The organism is Streptomyces sp. NPDC002742 (assembly GCF_042888885.1).
In the GTDB taxonomy this organism is placed as follows: Bacteria; Actinomycetota; Actinomycetes; order Streptomycetales; family Streptomycetaceae; genus Streptomyces.
In genome coordinates, this window is sequence record NZ_JBIAQF010000004.1 from 242910 (window position 1) to 258701 (window position 15792).

Annotated in this window: 9 protein-coding genes and 1 pseudogene; 4 read left to right on the forward strand and 6 right to left on the reverse strand. The window is 71.0% G+C overall.

Translation table 11 applies throughout. The features are described from left to right. Positions 1 to 44: 44 nt before the first annotated feature. On the reverse strand, positions 45 to 3320 hold the full coding sequence (locus tag ACFYW8_RS08520) for a GH92 family glycosyl hydrolase (RefSeq protein ID WP_389069246.1): 3276 nt from the start codon (positions 3318 to 3320) through the stop codon (positions 45 to 47). 524 nt (positions 3321 to 3844) lie between these two features. Further along, positions 3845 to 4846 carry a lytic polysaccharide monooxygenase gene (locus ACFYW8_RS08525; RefSeq protein ID WP_389069632.1) on the reverse strand — a complete coding sequence of 334 codons (1002 nt, stop codon included), beginning with the start codon at positions 4844 to 4846 and terminating at the stop codon, positions 3845 to 3847. Positions 4847 to 5314: 468 nt separating this feature from the next. Between ACFYW8_RS08525 and ACFYW8_RS08530 the strand changes: the two genes are divergently transcribed. Continuing rightward, positions 5315 to 5704 (forward strand): hypothetical protein, encoded by a 390-nt coding sequence (locus ACFYW8_RS08530; protein WP_389069249.1) that lies wholly within the window; start codon positions 5315 to 5317, stop codon positions 5702 to 5704. Between the two features lie 402 nt (positions 5705 to 6106). On the opposite strand, the pseudogene ACFYW8_RS08535 reads toward ACFYW8_RS08530, so the two are convergent. The 4 genes and pseudogenes from ACFYW8_RS08535 to ACFYW8_RS08550 all read right to left on the reverse strand — a co-directional run. Continuing rightward, positions 6107 to 7063: pseudogene (locus tag ACFYW8_RS08535) on the reverse strand (sensor histidine kinase); the annotation flags it as partial. A gap of 267 nt (positions 7064 to 7330) precedes the next feature. After that, entirely contained in the window at positions 7331 to 10045 is a 2715-nt protein-coding gene (gene acnA / locus ACFYW8_RS08540) for an aconitate hydratase AcnA (protein WP_365868820.1), read from the reverse strand. Positions 10046 to 10428: 383 nt separating this feature from the next. Beyond that, positions 10429 to 11790: a sensor histidine kinase gene (locus ACFYW8_RS08545; protein ID WP_389069636.1), complete on the reverse strand. Its 1362-nt coding sequence runs from the start codon at positions 11788 to 11790 to the stop codon at positions 10429 to 10431. Between the two features lie 79 nt (positions 11791 to 11869). Continuing rightward, complete coding sequence (locus tag ACFYW8_RS08550; protein WP_389069253.1) at positions 11870 to 12547, reverse strand: response regulator transcription factor; 678 nt, start codon at positions 12545 to 12547, stop codon at positions 11870 to 11872. A 135-nt stretch (positions 12548 to 12682) separates the two neighbouring features. Here ACFYW8_RS08550 and ACFYW8_RS08555 point away from each other — a divergent pair, with 135 nt between their 5' ends. The 3 genes from ACFYW8_RS08555 (at position 12683) to ACFYW8_RS08565 (ending at position 15616) form a co-directional block, all read left to right on the forward strand. Beyond that, positions 12683 to 13258: a PepSY domain-containing protein gene (locus tag ACFYW8_RS08555; protein WP_389069255.1), complete on the forward strand. Its 576-nt coding sequence runs from the start codon at positions 12683 to 12685 to the stop codon at positions 13256 to 13258. Positions 13259 to 13662: 404 nt separating this feature from the next. Then, positions 13663 to 13857, forward strand: a complete 195-nt coding sequence (locus ACFYW8_RS08560; protein WP_266763518.1) for a DUF4236 domain-containing protein — start codon at positions 13663 to 13665, stop codon at positions 13855 to 13857. A 229-nt stretch (positions 13858 to 14086) separates the two neighbouring features. After that, the gene (locus ACFYW8_RS08565) at positions 14087 to 15616 is read left to right on the forward strand and encodes a UDP-N-acetylglucosamine 1-carboxyvinyltransferase (RefSeq protein WP_365868828.1); all 1530 of its coding nucleotides are present in this window, start codon (positions 14087 to 14089) and stop codon (positions 15614 to 15616) included. Positions 15617 to 15792: the final 176 nt, after the last annotated feature.

A 15792-nucleotide genomic window follows, 5' to 3' on the forward strand; every position in this document is an offset into this window, starting at 1 on the left:
GGGCCCGGAGGAGACTCCGGGCCCGCCCCGCGTTCATGGACGGATCAGCTCACCGCGAGGGTGAAGACGTGAAGATCCGCGTCATCCGGAAGGGTGACGCTCCTGATGGTCCTGCCGGCCGGTGCCGTGAAGGGCTTGGTCGCGAAGACGTAGGTGGCCACCGGGTCCTTGTCGGCGCCGGAGACGTTGCGGTAGGCGGCCTTGGCGATGGTCTCGTTGCCGTACTGGACCGTGCCGCCCCCGCCGCCGACGGTCCAGTCGGTGAAGGACAGGTCGACGGAGTCGGTGCCGCCGTCGGTGTAGGTGACGGTCGCCCTGGTCTCCTGGTTGCCGTTCACGGCGCTGCCGATGAAGGACAACCGGCTTGCCGGGGCGGTCAGTTCGATGCTCTGCGAGGTCGCCGAGGCGTTGTCGGGGCGGCCGGACGGCGATCTCGGCCAGGTGTAGGCGAGACCGTCCACCGTGCCCCGGCCGCCCGGGGTCAGGCCCGCGTCGGCGAGGGCCTGGCGGGAGTAGCTCCAGCCGCCGCCGTCGTAGTCGGCCTCGGCGTGGTCCCCGGTGTCGTCGGAGACACCGGTGTTGTTGTAGGCCGCGAGGAGGGATCCCGGGGCCGCGACCGTCAGGGCGACCGGCTGGGCGTACGAGGTGTCGGCGGAGGTCACCGTCACCTTGACGTCGTAGAACCCCTGATCGGCGTCATCGGCGGCGGTGAGGGCGATTCGCTGGGTGCCGTCGGTGACCGTGCCCTCGGCGGGCGTCGCCGTCACGCCGGAGGGCACGTCCACGTGGAAGCGGACCTCGGGCCCCGCGCCGCCTCCGAGGGCGAGGGCGCGGATGTCGAGCGCGGTGCTGCCGCCGGGCGCGAGCGTCGCCGCGGTCGGTCCCACACCGATCTGGTACGGCTGCTCGCCCCTGCGGAAGGAGGGCGGTACGGCCGACTCCGCGCTGCCCCAGCTCTTGTCTGCCGCGCCGGACAGCGTGTAGTCGAGCGTGCCGCCGTCGCGGACGAAGGAGGCCGGGAGCCACGGCCGTCCGCTCGTACGGCCGTCCACGCGCAGCGACTGGACGTACGGGGCGTCCGCAGCCGCGCCCCTGGCCCGGATCTCGATGTCGGCGCCGCCCGGACGCTCGATCTCGATCCTCGGGAACAGCGGTGAGGACAGGGTGAGTTCGGCGCGGGAGGGTACCTGGGGGTACATGCCGAGCGCGGAGAAGACGTACCAGGAGGACATCTCGCCGAGGTCGTCGTTGCCGGGGATCCCGCCCGGCTGCGTCGACCAGAGCCGGGTCATCGCCGCGCGGACGGTCTCCTGCGCCTTGTAGGGCGCGCCCGCGTAGTCGTACAGGTAGGGGACGTTGACCGACGGCTCGTTGTCCAGCTCGGACTTGTCGCCGCCGCTGCCGGTGAACGCCCAGCCGCCGTCCGCGTCGTGGAAGAACGTGTCGAGGCGGTCGAGGGCCTTCGCGCGACCGCCCATGGCGGCGAAGAGGCCCGCCGGGTCGTGCTGAACCATCCAGGTGTACTGGGCCGCCGTGCCTTCCACGAAACCGTTGCCGGTCGAAGGGGTGAAGCCGGTGACCCAACTCCCGTCGGCCTTGCGGTTGGCGATGTACCCCCCGCCGGGGTCGGCCGCGATGTTGAAGTTGTTCTGCCAGTACTGGGAGCGCTCGGCGAAGTCGGCGGCCGTCCTCTTCTCCCCCGCCGCCTTGGCCAGTTGGGAGATCGCGAAGTCGGCGCCGGACATCTCCAGGGTCTCGGCGGCGCCGCCCCAGGCGTTGGACACGGACGGCATGTAGTGGTGTTCGAGGTACTTGTCGAGCGAGGGGCGCTGGCCCGCCGAGAGCACCGGCTTGCCCGCCGGGGAGAGGTCCGCCTCGGTCGGCACGGTCGCCGCCTTCACCAGGGAGCCGAGCGCGCCGCGCAGGTCGAAGTCCGTGCCGCCGAAGGCGCGGATGCCCGCGAGGGCGGGGGCTGACGGATCGCCGTTCATGACGTGCGTGCCGCTCGCGCCGTGCAGCCAGCGGTCCCAGACTCCCCCGTTCTGCCGGGCGAGTTCGAGCAGCGACTGCGCGATGTCGGAGCCGGTGTCCGGGTTGAGCAGGGTCAGCAGCTGGACCTGGGAGCGGTAGACGTCCCAGCCGGAGAACGTGCCGTACTGCGCTTCGTGGCCCCGGCTCACGGTGTGCACCTTGCCGTCGGGGCCCCGGTATCCGCGGTCGGCGTCACTGATGACGTTCGGGTGCAGGAGAGCGTGGTAGAGCGCGGTGTAGAAGGTGGTGCGATCGCTGTCGGTGCCGCCGCCGACGCCGATCGCGCCGAGCCGTTCGCGCCAGGCACGGTGGGCGGCGCGCTGGACGGAGGCGAAGGAGCGGGAAGGCGGGTTCTCGGCCGCGAGGTTGGCGGTGGCGCCCTCCTGACTGACGTACGAGATACCGACCTTGACGTTCACCGGACCGGTGCCGGGCGTGAACTCCACATAGCCGCCGGCCCCCTTGCCCGCGACGGGACGGCCGCCCTGCGCGAAGCCCCCGGTGCCGCCGCTCGCCTCGGTGGCCCCCGGGCTCAGCCGGTCGTCCTGCCAGGTTCCGGCGGCTTTGAAGTCGCGGTCGAAGCGTGCGGTGAAGTAGAGGGTGTAGTACGAGCGTTGGCCCTCGGGGTCGAGATAGCCGCAGAAGTTTCCGGAGGTGACGGAGCCCGAGACGGTCCTGGCCGCCGGGTCGATCCGTACGGTCGAGTCGGTCGACCCGACCTCGGAGTTGGCGGTACGGATCAGCAGCGAGGCGGGCTTGTCGGCGGGGAAGGTGAAGCGTCCCGAGCCGGTGCGCGCGGTCGCCGTGAGGTCGGCGGTCACTCCGGAGGCGAGTCCCACCTCGTAGTGGCCGGGCTCGGCCTGCTCGTCGGAGTGCGCGAACCCGGAGGCGTAGACGGCGTCCTTGGTGTCGCTCGCCGGAGAGGAGGTGACCTCGCCCGCGTACGGGAAGAACGGGATGTCGCCGCCACCGCCCGCGCACCCCGTTCCGGACATGTGGGTGAGGCTGAAGCCCCGGATGCGTGTGGCGTCGTACTGGTAGCCGCCGGGCGCGGCCGTGCGGGTGGCGTCCCCGCGGGTGTTCTCCGGGCTCCAGGAGAGCATGCCGAAGGGCGTGACGGCCCCCGGGAAGACATTGCCGCCGTTCTTGGTACCGATGAGCGGGTCGACGTACGCGGTGGGGTCCTCGACGAGTCGCGGTGGACCCGACGGGGGTGCGGCGAGCGCCGGAGTGGCGCCGGCGACCGTCAGGGCGACGGCCAGCAGGATGGATGACGGACGGAAACGCATGACGCGGCCCCTCCTCCTTCGGACGGGTCGCGCACCACGGGTCGCACAAGCCGCAGGGACAGTAACGTGCGTCACGGGTACCACGGAAGACCGCCTGCGCCGCCGGGGACGCGCCCGGCACACACTCCGATGGCGTCACTGGCGACGCGCCAGGCACCCATCCCGGCTGCGCCACCTCAGGCGCGGCCTCCCCCCGCGACGCGCCCGGCACGCCCGATCCGTCACAGCCGGCGCGCGTCCCGGTCACCCGACCACGCGGCGTCACAGGGGTGGGCGTCAAAACCCGCCGGCCCGCGGGGGCGGGCGCCCAAACGAGGCGGCACACCCAGAGGAGGGCGTCAACTCGCTTGACATCGTTGTCCGTTGAGGCGATAGAGTCTTGCGCAGACCGCTCGACAACGTTGTCGCGCACCATGGTCGCCACAAGCCGCACCATCCCGGGCAGGGCCTCCCCCGACCCGTCCGGGCTCGCGGACCGGGCGGGTCCGAACCCACCCACCCGGTCCGCCCCGAGCGTTGCTCGTTCAACCGACCCGACAGGGCAGGGTCGACGACGGATCGTCGCCCGAGCCCGAGACGACGTACCCGAACGTGGCGCTGCCGCCGGGATTCAGCAAGCCGTTCCAGTCGGCGTTGTGCACCATCACGTCCTGACCGCTGTACGTCGCGTTGCCGTTCCACAGACTGGCGACCGACTGACCGCCCGGCAGCGCCCAGTCGACCATCCAGCCGAGCATCGGGACGGCGCCGGTGTTGGTGACGGTCACCTCCGCCTGATAGCCGCCGGGCCAGCTGTTGGTCGTGCGCCGGGTCGCCGAGCACACGCCGGGCGGGGGTTCGGTCGGGTTGCCCGGATCGTGGATGCCCGTGACCTCGCCGTTGCCGCCGTCGAAGACCACGTCGGAGCAGGAGTAGAAGGTCTCCGCGCTGTCCGAGCGCTGCCAGACCATGTAGACGATGTGGCGGCCGGACTTGCCGGTCGGCAGCTTCCCGCTCCAGGAGTAGTTGGCCTCGACCGTGCCCGGGGTGCCGTTGAGCGGCGGGTGGTCGACCGTGAGGAACGGCTGGTCCTCCATGGCGTCCCAGGTGAGCGCCTTGGTCGGGTCGAAGCCGTCCTTGGTGATGTAGACGTAGAACCAACCCGGGTGCGCCGCCCAGGCGTTGTACGCGAAGTCGACGGTCGCGCCCGAGGTCAGGTGGGTCAACGGCCAGTCGGAGCGCGGCAGATCGAAGCCCGAGAAGTTGGGGTTGCCGCCGCTGCACAGCTGACCGTCCGGGACGAAGCCGCGGGTGCGCCCGGCGCCGTCCGAGCGCAGCACCGAGAACCAGTTGTAGAACGGCGTGGTCCCGCTGACCTGTTGGGCCGCCTTGCAGGCCGGGTTCACCGGTTTGATCTCGCCGGTGTCGGTGAGGCCGTCCTGCCAGCACAGGAACGTGCGGCTGCCGGGCTTCATCGGGGTGCCGTGCGCCTCCGCCCGGCCGCCGGTCACGACGATCAGGGCGAAGGCCGGGAGTACGGCGAGCAGGACGAGGAAGGGGGACGGGTGGCGGGTGGGGAGCCACGACCGGGAGAGCCGCCGTAGAAGTCCTGCCGAATGCGAGCCGACCGGTCGCGGGCTCACCGAATGAGGTCTTGTTAAGTGCATGACAATCCACTCCTTCTCGGGGCCGTGCGGGACCGCATGGGACCCGCCTGGGACCTGCGCGGGACCGCCTGGGACCCGCCTGGGACCCGTGCGGGTCGGGGCGAGGCGGGAGCGGCTCCGGGGGCGGGTTCCGGTCCACCCCATGGGAGCGCTCCCACCTCACTCGGAAAGTAGCGCGCACAGGAACCCCTGTAAACGCCCCGCGCACGACGCGCGCACCTGGGTCTCACCCCGCACCTGGGGGTGAGACCCCTGACGCGAGGCCGCGTTCGCGGAACCTCATGGGCGCCGACGCCCTCTACCTGTGAAAACGGCGCGTATCAAGGGGAGTTCGGGAGGAGGTGGACCGTGCGGGATTCCGGAGGTGGCGGAGGTCGCCGCAACGACACCGCGAGCACCGGCCGCGTCGGCCTTGGCCGGGCCCTGTCGGCCGCCGCGTTCGCGAACCTGCTGATCGGAGGGGTCGGGATCATTCCCGCCCTGTGTGTGCGGTGGCTGCTGACCGGATTCCCGTCCGTCGGCTGCGGCGGCCACTTCGGCTGCCACCGGGAGACACCCGACAACGCCCTCGGCCTGATCGCCGGCGCCGTGCTGGGCGGCGGCTTCGTCCTCGGCACGGTTCTGGTGGTGGACGTCCTGATGCCCTTCCAGGAGGGCCGCCCCATGAGTCCCTGGCTCGGCATGGCCGCTCTCGTCCCGGCACCCTTCCTGCTCGGGCAGGCGGTGGGCTGGTTCTGAGGACGCGGCGGATGAGCGGGGCGTCGGCCGGTGAGCCGGTCGTCCACTCGCCCCGGGGCCGGGCCGCGGCGGGTGAGCCGGTCGTCGGCCGGTGGCCGGTGGCCGGTGGCCGGTGGCCGGTCGTCCTCACCTGCGGGGGAGGACGACCGCTTCCCCTTCGGTGCGGGGCGCCGGTGCCGCCTTCACCGAAGGCGGGTTCGGCGCGCCCTCTCCCGAGGCTCGTACGGTCCACGTGCCGGTGCCGCCTTCGCCGAGGGCGGGGATCGGCGCACTCTCTCCCGAGGCTCGAACGGTCCGCATGCCGTCTCCGAGCGGCCGGGCCTGCGGCGCGGCACTCCGCGCGGACCGGCGTGCCGGTGAGTGCTCCCCTGGGGGCTGGCCGGACGGGGGGACGGGCCGGCCGACGGGGAGTTCGACGGTGAACTCCGTGCGGCCCGGGGCGCTCTCGACGCGGATACGGCCGTGGTGGGCCCTCGTGACAGCCGCGGCGACGGCGAGGCCGAGGCCCGAGCCGCCGTGTCCGGGAGAGACGCGGGAGCGGGAGGCGTCGGCGCGGGTGAAGGGTTCGAAGACGCTGGGCAGCAGGGTGGGCGGGATGCCGGGGCCGTCGTCACGGACCCTGATCACGCAGAACGCGCCGGTGACCTCCACGCCGACGGCGACCGTCGTACCCGGCGGCGTGTGCGCACGGGCGTTGGCCAGCAGGTTCGCCACCATCCGGTGGAGCCGGTCCTCGTCACCGGCCACCAGGACCGGGGGGTCCAGGGGCAGGGCCAACTGCCAGACATGGTCCTCTGCCATGGCCCGGGTCTCCCCCGCGGCCCGCGCCTCCATCAGCGCCTCGGTGACGAGCGCCGCCAGGTCCACCTCGGCCGACCCCGGCGGCCGCCCCTCGTCGAGCCGGGCGAGCAGCAGCAGGTCCTCGACCAGACCCGTCATCCGTGCCGACTCGGCGGACACCCGTCGCCAGGCCTGCGCCTGTTCGAGCCCGTCGGCGTCCCGGTTCATCAGCTCCGCGTATCCGGCGATGGCCGCGAGCGGCGTACGGAGTTCATGGCTCACGTCGGCGAGGAAGCGGCGCATGCGTTCCTCGCCGCGGCGCGTCTCCGTCCGTATCTCCGTCCGTATCTCCGTCCGTATCTGCTCCCGCACCTCCTCCCGCATCCGCTCCCGCACCTCCTCCTCGCCGCGCAGGCGATCCGCGAGGGAGGTCTCTACGTGGTCGGTCAGGCGTGCGCCGGGCCGGGGGCTCATCTCCCGCCCTCCGGCTCCCTGACGGCGTACCCGAAGCCGCGCACGGTGCGGATCGGAGGCGTCCGCGGGTCGTGATTCCGGCGCGGGCCGACGACGGACGACAACTCGACGACCACCGACTCGGCGTGGACGATCGGCAGACGGACACGGACACGGCCGACAAGGACCCCACAAGCGCCAGACATGGGGCAATCCTGTACCGGCCCGCTGGGGGAACCCTGTGTTCCACCTGAGCACCGCCGATGTCCTGAAACCGACTTCGGGGCCGACGGCGAAGGGCCGCACCCCCGTCACCGGGGATACGGCCCTCAACTGCCTTGGAGCTGCGGGGCAACCTCTTGGAGGTGTCCGGCAACCGCCTTACCGGACCGCTTAGTTGCGGATCAGGTTGCGCAGCACGTACTGCATGATGCCGCCGTTGCGGTAGTAGTCCGCCTCGCCGGGGGTGTCGATGCGCACGACCGCGTCGAACTCGACGCCGGTGTCGGTGGTGACCTTCACCGTACGCGGGGTGGTGCCGTTGTTGAGCTCCTCGACGCCGGTGAAGGAGAAGGTCTCCTCGCCGGTCAGGCCGAGGGACTCGGCCGTCGCGCCCTCCGGGAACTGGAGCGGCAGGACGCCCATGCCGATGAGGTTCGAGCGGTGGATGCGCTCGTACGACTCGGCGATGACGGCCTTGACGCCGAGCAGCGCGGTGCCCTTGGCGGCCCAGTCGCGGGACGAGCCGGAGCCGTACTCCTTGCCGGCCAGGATGACCAGCGGGATGCCCTGCTCGATGTAGTTGCGCGAGGCGTCGTAGATGAAGGAGACGGGGGCGCCGTCCTGCGTGAAGTCGCGGGTGTAGCCGCCCTCGGTGCCCGGCGCGATCTGGTTGCGCAGGCGGATGTTGGCGAACGTACCGCGGATCATGACCTCGTGGTTGCCGCGGCGCGAGCCGTAGCTGTTGAAGTCACGGCGCTCGACACCGTGCTCCGTGAGGTACTTGCCTCCGGGGGTGTCGGCCTTGATCGCACCGGCCGGGGAGATGTGGTCGGTGGTGACCGAGTCGCCGAGCTTGGCGAGGACGCGCGCGCCGGCGATGTCCGAGACCGGGGTGGTCTCCATCGTCATGCCCTCGAAGTAAGGGGGCTTGCGCACGTACGTCGACTGCGGGTCCCACTCGAAGGTGTTGCCCTCGGGGATCGGCAGCGCCTGCCACTGGGCGTCGCCCGCGAAGACGTCCTTGTAGGACTTGTTGAACATGTCCTCGCCGATGGCGTTCGCCACGACGTCGTTGACCTCGGCCTCGGAGGGCCAGATGTCGGCCAGGTAGACCGGCTTGCCCTCGGTGTCGGTGCCGAGCGCGTCGCGGGTGATGTCCACCTTCATGGAGCCCGCGAGGGCGTAGGCGACGACCAGCGGCGGAGAGGCCAGGTAGTTCATCTTGACGTCGGGGTTGATACGGCCCTCGAAGTTCCGGTTGCCGGAGAGGACCGAGGTGACCGCGAGGTCGTGGTCGTTGACGGCCTTGGAGACCTCGTCCGGCAGCGGGCCGGAGTTGCCGATGCAGGTGGTGCAGCCGTAACCGACCAGGTTGAAGCCGACCTTGTCGAGGTAGGGGGTGAGCCCCGCCTTGTCGAAGTAGTCGGTGACGACCTTGGAGCCCGGGGCGAGGGTGGTCTTGACCCACGGCTTGCGGGTCAGGCCCTTCTCCACGGCCTTCTTCGCGACGAGCGCGGCGGCGACCATGACGTACGGGTTCGAGGTGTTGGTGCAGGAGGTGATGGCCGCGACCGTCACCGCGCCGTGGTCGATCTCGTAGGTCGAGCCGTCGGGGGCGGTCACGGTGACCGGGTTGGACGGGACGCCGTTGGCGGAGGCCGGGGAGTCGGAGGCCGGGAAGGACTCCTTGCCCGCCTCGTCGTCGTCGGCGACGTAGTTGCGCACGTCGCTCTTGAACTGCTCGGCGGCGTTCGCCAGGACGATACGGTCCTGCGGGCGCTTCGGGCCGGCGATCGAGGGGACGACCGTGGAGAGGTCGAGCTCCAGCTTCTCGGAGAAGTCGGGCTCGGCGGCCGGGTCGAGCCAGAGGCCCTGCTCCTTGGCGTACGCCTCGACGAGCGCGAGCTGCTGCTCGGAGCGGCCGGTGAGCTTGAGGTACTTGATGGTCTCGCCGTCGATCGGGAAGATCGCGGCGGTGGAGCCGAACTCCGGCGACATGTTGCCGATGGTGGCGCGGTTGGCCAGCGACGTGGCGGCCACACCCTCGCCGTAGAACTCGACGAACTTGCCGACGACACCGTGCTTGCGCAGCATCTCGGTGATGGTCAGCACGAGGTCGGTGGCGGTCGTGCCCGGGGTGAGCTCACCGGTGAGCTTGAAGCCGACGACGCGCGGGATGAGCATGGAGACCGGCTGGCCGAGCATCGCGGCCTCGGCCTCGATGCCGCCGACGCCCCAGCCGAGCACACCGAGGCCGTTGACCATGGTGGTGTGGGAGTCGGTGCCGACCAGGGTGTCCGGGTAGGCCTGGCCCTTGCGGACCATGACCGTGCGGGCCAGGTGCTCGATGTTGACCTGGTGGACGATGCCGGTGCCCGGGGGGACGACCTTGAAGTCGTCGAAGGCGGTCTGGCCCCAGCGCAGGAACTGGTAGCGCTCCTTGTTGCGGCCGTACTCCAGCTCGACGTTCTGGCCGAAGGCTTCCTTCGTGCCGAACTTGTCGGCGATGACGGAGTGGTCGATGACCAGCTCGGCCGGGGAGAGCGGGTTGACCTTGGCCGGGTCGCCGCCGAGCTCCTTGACGGCCTCACGCATGGTGGCGAGGTCGACGACGCAGGGCACGCCGGTGAAGTCCTGCATGATCACGCGGGCGGGCGTGAACTGGATCTCCTGGCTCGGCTGCGCCTGGGAGTCCCACTCACCGATGGACCGGATGTGGTCGGCGGTGATGTTCGCACCGTCCTCGGTCCGGAGCAGGTTCTCCAGCAGCACCTTCAGGCTGTACGGAAGGCGAGCCGAGCCTTCCACCTTGTCCAGCCGGAAGATCTCGTACGACTCGTCGCCCACCTGCAGCGTGCTGCGGGCGTCGAAGCTGTTCGCCGACACGACAGTCTCCTTCATTGATGTGCGCGTTCCCACCGCATCCTGCCGCCACGGCGTCATGGCCGATCCGCTAAGGTAAGGCTAAGTTAGGTAACCCTTACCGTCAGATGGACGACGCGGTGCGGCTGCGGTACGCCTCGGCAGATATCTCGATGTCGAGATAACTCTAGTACATGGGGGCGGGCAGGTCATGTCCGGGCGCCCGCATGTCCGGCCGGCGCCGCTTGTCCGATCGGCGCGACTTGCCCGATCGGCGTCACTTGTCCGAGCGGAGTCGGCTGGCCCGGCGGAGCCACTCGTGCGACCGGGGTCGCTGTCCGGCCGCGGGACGACGACCCGCGTCGGCCGGCATGAAGCGCTCACCGTTCCCGCACACCACGGCGGTGCTACGGCACTTCAGCGGTCCTGGGTGAGAGCGGGAGGCGGGCGACGATGCGGGCGCCGTGCGGGTGGGGCTCGGCGGTGAGGGTGCCGTCGTGATGGCCCGCGATCTCACGGGCGATGGCCAGACCGAGCCCGGCGCCGCCGAGGTCGCGACTGCGGGCGTCGTCCAGGCGGGTGAAGCGCTCGAAGATCCGGTCACGGTCGGCGTCCGGAATGCCGGGTCCGTCGTCGCTCACCTCCAGCACGGCCGTCCGGGCGTCCCCGTCGGCGTGCACGGCCAGCTCGATGCTCTGGTCGGCATGGCGTTGGGCGTTGTCGAGAAGGTTGGTCAGGAGTCTGGTGAGCCGGCTGCGGTTGCCCTCGACCGTGACGCCCGGCCGGAGCCTGGCGTCGATCCGGATCCGGTCGCCGTGGCGTGCGGTGAGGATCGTACGGCAGAGGTCGGCCAGGTCCAGCGGAGCGCTCTCCACGGGCTCCGCCGCGTCCAGCCGGGCCAGGAACAGCAGGTCGGCCGCGAGGTCCTGGAGCCTGATGGTGTCCTCCAGTACGTCGCTGACCAGGTCCGGCCACAGTGCCGGGTCCGGATGGGCGAGGGCGACCTCCAGCTGGGTCCGCAGGACGGTGATGGGGCTGCGCAGTTCGTGCGAGGCGTCGGCGATGAACCGGCGCTGGCGGACGACCGCGTCCTCCAGGCGGTCGAGGGTGACGTTCATGGTGCGGGCGAGCCGGGCGACCTCGTCCTGGGCGTCCGGGACCGGCACCCGGCGGTGCAGCGCGTGCCCGGTGATCTCGGCGACCTCGGACCGGATCGCTTCCACCGGACGCAGCGCCCGGCCGGTCACCCACCAGGTGACCAGGGCGACGGTGGCCAGCAGCAGCGGGGCGCCGATGCCCAGCGCCACCGAGGTGATCTCGTCCGCCTGGTCCGCGTCCCGCAGTGAGGTGCCCGCGTACACGGTGACCGTGCTGCCGGGGGTGACGGCGGTGACGGCGACGATCCGCTGGCGGTGTTCGTCGTGGAACGGCTCGCCGGACCAGGTGACGCGCAACGCGCCCTCGTCCGGTCGGAGATGGCCGATGGGCGGGCGGCCTGCGAGGTTCTGGCTGGCGGCCACCACACGGCCGTCGGCGTCCACGACCTGGATGAAGTCGGCGCCCTGGGCGACGGGCAGCGGGTCCGGGAGTTTGCCCTGGGCGGCCAGCCGCCCCACCTTGTCCGCCTGCTGGGTGGCGGCCTCCTTGGCAGTGCGCTGGAGGTTGGAGTGCACGGTGCCCATGAGCGCGAAGGAGGCCGCGGTCAGCGCGAGGGCCACGACCGCGGTCGCCCCGAGCGTCGCCCGCGCTCGCACCGATCCCGGCCACAGTCGTCGCGCGAGCCTCACCACTTCGGGGCCCAGGCGCCGGGTCGAGGCCAGGATCGCGTCCGGACGCGGGAGAAATCGCCTAGCCACCGTTGGCCGCCAGCCGGTATCCGGCGCCCCGGACGGTCTCCAGGGCGGACCGGCCGAACGGGGCGTCGATCTTGCGGCGGACGGCACTGACGTGGACCTCGACGAGATTGAGGTCCGCCTCGAAGGCGGAGTCCCAGACGTGTTGGAGGATCTCGCGTTTCGTCACCACCTCGCCCGCGCGCCGGGCGAGGTACTCCAGGATGGCGAACTCCCGCGTGGTGAGCCGTACCTCGCTGCCGTCGCGGCTGCATGTGCGGCGGGCCGGGTCGATCACCAGGCCGCCGAGCTCCAGGGTCGCGGGGAGCCGACGGCCGGTGCGCCGGTGGAGTGCGCGGAGCCGGGCGACCAGGACGACGTAGGAGAACGGCTTGGACAGGAAGTCGTCGGCACCGGTGTCCAGCGCCTCGGCCTCGTCGTACTCGCCGTCCTTCGCCGTGAGCATCAGGATCGGTGTCTCGCTCCCGACCCCGCGCAGCCTGGAGCAGACCCGGTAGCCGTTGAGGCCGGGCAGCATGATGTCGAGCACGATCACGTCATAGCCCTGTTCGAGGGCGAGCCACAGCCCCTGGTTCCCGTCGTGGGCGACATCGACGGTGAACCCCTCGGCCGTGAGGCCTCGCTGCAGGGCGGCGGCCAACCGCCTCTCGTCCTCGACCACCAGTACTCGCACGGGGACAGCCTCGCATGCCGCCCCGGCGGTGGCTGAAGACGTCTTCAGCTGCCTTCAGCCTGGCTTCAGCAACGGTCCTACAAGCTGACCGCAGGAGCCGGCATCGGGCCGGCCGACGCGTTCAGGAGCCCCAGCATGTCCCAGCCCGTCCCGCCGGAGCCGTCCGAGTCCACGCCGACCGAGCCGTCCCGCAGGCGCCTGCCGCGCCTGCCTCAGCTGGGGCGGAGCCGCTGGCTGGCACTCGGCGTCGGGGTCGTCCTGCTGGGCGGAGCCGTGGCCGGCGCCGCCGCCGTCGCGGAGCATGACCGCGGCGAGAAGGGCGACCGCATGCGCGTCGAGGCGGCGCCCGGCTGGAAGGGCGGCGACGGCGGCGAGCGTCGCGTCCTCGAAGACGGCCGGGGCGAGAGCGGCTTCGAGAACGGCGAGTCCAGGATGCGCCGGAACATCGAGAACGGTCAGGACGCCGAGAACGGTCGGAGCGGTCTCGCACCCGCGCCGGTGCCTGCGGTGTCGGCCGCCAAGGCGATCGAGGCGGCCGGCAAGGCGGTCCCCGGCGGCAAGCCGGACTCGCTGCGCGTGGTGGTGCAGCAGGGCGGTGGCAGCGGCTGGGAGGTCGAGGTGCTGGGCACCGACGGCGTCCGGCACCTGGTGACCCTCGACGGTGCGACCGGCGCGGTGACCGGCAACACCGTCGCCTCCACCGGACGCTGAGAAGCGCTCTCCTGAAGAGCGCGGCTCTCCTGAAGAGCTGACGCGACCAGCGGTGCTCCGGAAGAACAAACCCCAGGTCAGCAGCCTGGGGTTTGTTCGTTTCTGCGGCGGGCGCCGGACGGGCGAAGACGGCGGCCGACGGGGCGGCCGCCGGCGGCTCGGTCGAAGGCGCCCGACGCCGGCCGGGCACCCGCCGGTGACGGTCACTCATCCGGAAGGACGGGCCCCTCCGGGGTCCCCGCCCATGGTCCCGGGGACGGATTCCGACGCCACCCCCAGAGCGCCAACTCGCCGCCTCAGGACAAAAGCCGGCGCCCCGAAGCAGGGGACAGGCACATCGGAGCCCTTTCGGGGTACCCGGTGTCAGCCGGGAACGCCCCGGCGGAACCGACACAGGGGGCACCATGCCGCTCACCTTCCGCAAGAGCTTCCGCATCCTTCCGGGACTGCGGCTCAACATCAACCGCAAGTCATGGTCCATCACCTCGGGCGGAAAGAACGGACCGAAGCGCACCCACAGCAGCACCGGACGCCGGACGACGTCGATGGACCTGCCCGGGCCGTTCGGCTGGCGCAAGACGACCCGCAAGGCAAAGTGACCCAATAGCGACATACGGTTCCAGTATCGACGAACCGTCACGGAAGCGCCTCTTCACGGCATTCACCGACGGCGGCGTGGGCTCGCGGCGCCTCCCGGCAGGCCGCGAGCGTCGCCGCCGCACCGGCGCGGGCACCCGAACTCCCCCTCGAACAGCGCCCGGTGGGCCCGCCCACCCGGAAGGCCGCGCTCCATTTCTCTTTATCTCACATCCGATATACGGTCGCGCCATGGCAGACGACTACCTCGTACGTATCGGCAAGCTCATCCGTGACGCCCGGCAACACCGGGGCTGGACACAGTCGCAGCTTGCCGAGGCGCTCGGCACCAGTCAGAGCGCCGTCAATCGCATCGAGCGCGGCAATCAAAACATCAGCCTTGAGATGATCGCCCGAATCGGTGAGGCGCTGGACAGCGAGATCGTCTCGCTCGGCTATGCGGGTCCGATGCATCTGCGCGTCGTCGGCGGCCGTCGTCTGTCCGGCTCGATCGACGTCAAGACCAGCAAGAACGCCTGTGTCGCGCTGCTGTGCGCGACGCTCCTGAACAAGGGGCGCACCGTGCTGCGCCGGGTGGCCCGGATCGAAGAGGTGTACCGCCTCCTGGAGGTCCTCAGCTCGATCGGTGTCCGCGCCCGGTGGATCAACGGCGGGGTCGACCTGGAGATCGTGCCGCCGAGCGAGCTGGACATGGAGGCGATCGACGCCGAGGCCGCCATCCGTACGCGGTCCATCATCATGTTCCTCGGCCCGCTGCTGCACCGCCTGGACGCCTTCAAGCTGCCGTACGCGGGCGGTTGCGACCTGGGCACCCGGACCATCGAGCCGCACATGATCGCGCTGCGCCGGTTCGGCCTCGACATCGCCGCGACCGAGGGTCTCTACCACGCCCGGGTCGACCGGTCCGTCACGCCCGGACGGCCGATCGTGCTGACCGAGCGCGGGGACACGGTCACCGAGAACGCGCTGCTCGCCGCCGCCCGCCACGACGGCGTCACGGTCATCCGCAACGCGTCCTCCAACTACATGGTCCAGGACCTGTGCTTCTTCCTGGAGGCCCTGGGTGTACGGGTGGAGGGCATCGGCACCACGACGCTCACCGTGCACGGTGTGCCGAACATCGACGTCGACGTGGACTACTCGCCCTCCGAGGACCCGGTCGAGGCGATGAGCCTGCTCGCCGCCGCCGTGGTCACCGAGTCGGAACTGACGGTGTGCCGGGTGCCGATCGAGTTCCTGGAGATCGAGCTCGCGGTCCTGGAGGAGATGGGCCTCGACCACGACCGTACGCCGGAGTACTTCGCGGACAACGGCCGCACGCGACTGATCGACCTGACCGTGCGGCCCTCCAAGCTGGAGGCGCCGATCGACAAGATCCACCCGATGCCGTTCCCCGGCCTGAACATCGACAACGTCCCGTTCTTCGCGGCCATCGCGGCCTCCGCGCAGGGCAAGACGCTGATCCACGACTGGGTCTACGACAACCGGGCGATCTACCTGACGGACCTCAACCGGCTCGGCGGCCGGCTCCAGCTCCTCGACCCGCACCGGGTGCTCGTCGAGGGCCCGACCCGCTGGCGCGCCGCCGAGATGATGTGCCCGCCCGCGCTGCGGCCCGCCGTGGTCGTCCTGCTCGCGATGATGGCGGCCGACGGCACCTCGGTGCTGCGGAACGTGTACGTCATCAACCGCGGCTACGAGGACCTCGCCGAGCGTCTGAACTCGATCGGCGCGCAGATCGAGATCTTCCGGGACATCTGAAGATCTTCAGAAGATGCGCCGTCACACCCCTGCTGCCCCCGTGTGAACGCGGGGCGGGAGGGGAAGTGGCGGCGCCCCTGGGGCTTTCCGGGACTTTTGGCCGGGACCGAAGCCTTCCGGTCGCCGCGTATTCGACACGCTGGTGTCACCGGAGACGTGTCAACCTGAGCGAGTCA

What these genes read in the sequence shown, in the direction of transcription:
- ACFYW8_RS08520 (WP_389069246.1), bottom strand. Translation starts at nt 3,320, where the DNA reads ATGCGTTTCCGTCCGTCATCCATCCTGCTGGCCGTCGCCCTGACGGTC.
- ACFYW8_RS08555 (WP_389069255.1), top strand. Translation starts at nt 12,683, where the DNA reads ATGTCCCAGCCCGTCCCGCCGGAGCCGTCCGAGTCCACGCCGACCGAG.
- ACFYW8_RS08560 (WP_266763518.1), top strand. Translation starts at nt 13,663, where the DNA reads ATGCCGCTCACCTTCCGCAAGAGCTTCCGCATCCTTCCGGGACTGCGG.
- ACFYW8_RS08565 (WP_365868828.1), top strand. Translation starts at nt 14,087, where the DNA reads ATGGCAGACGACTACCTCGTACGTATCGGCAAGCTCATCCGTGACGCC.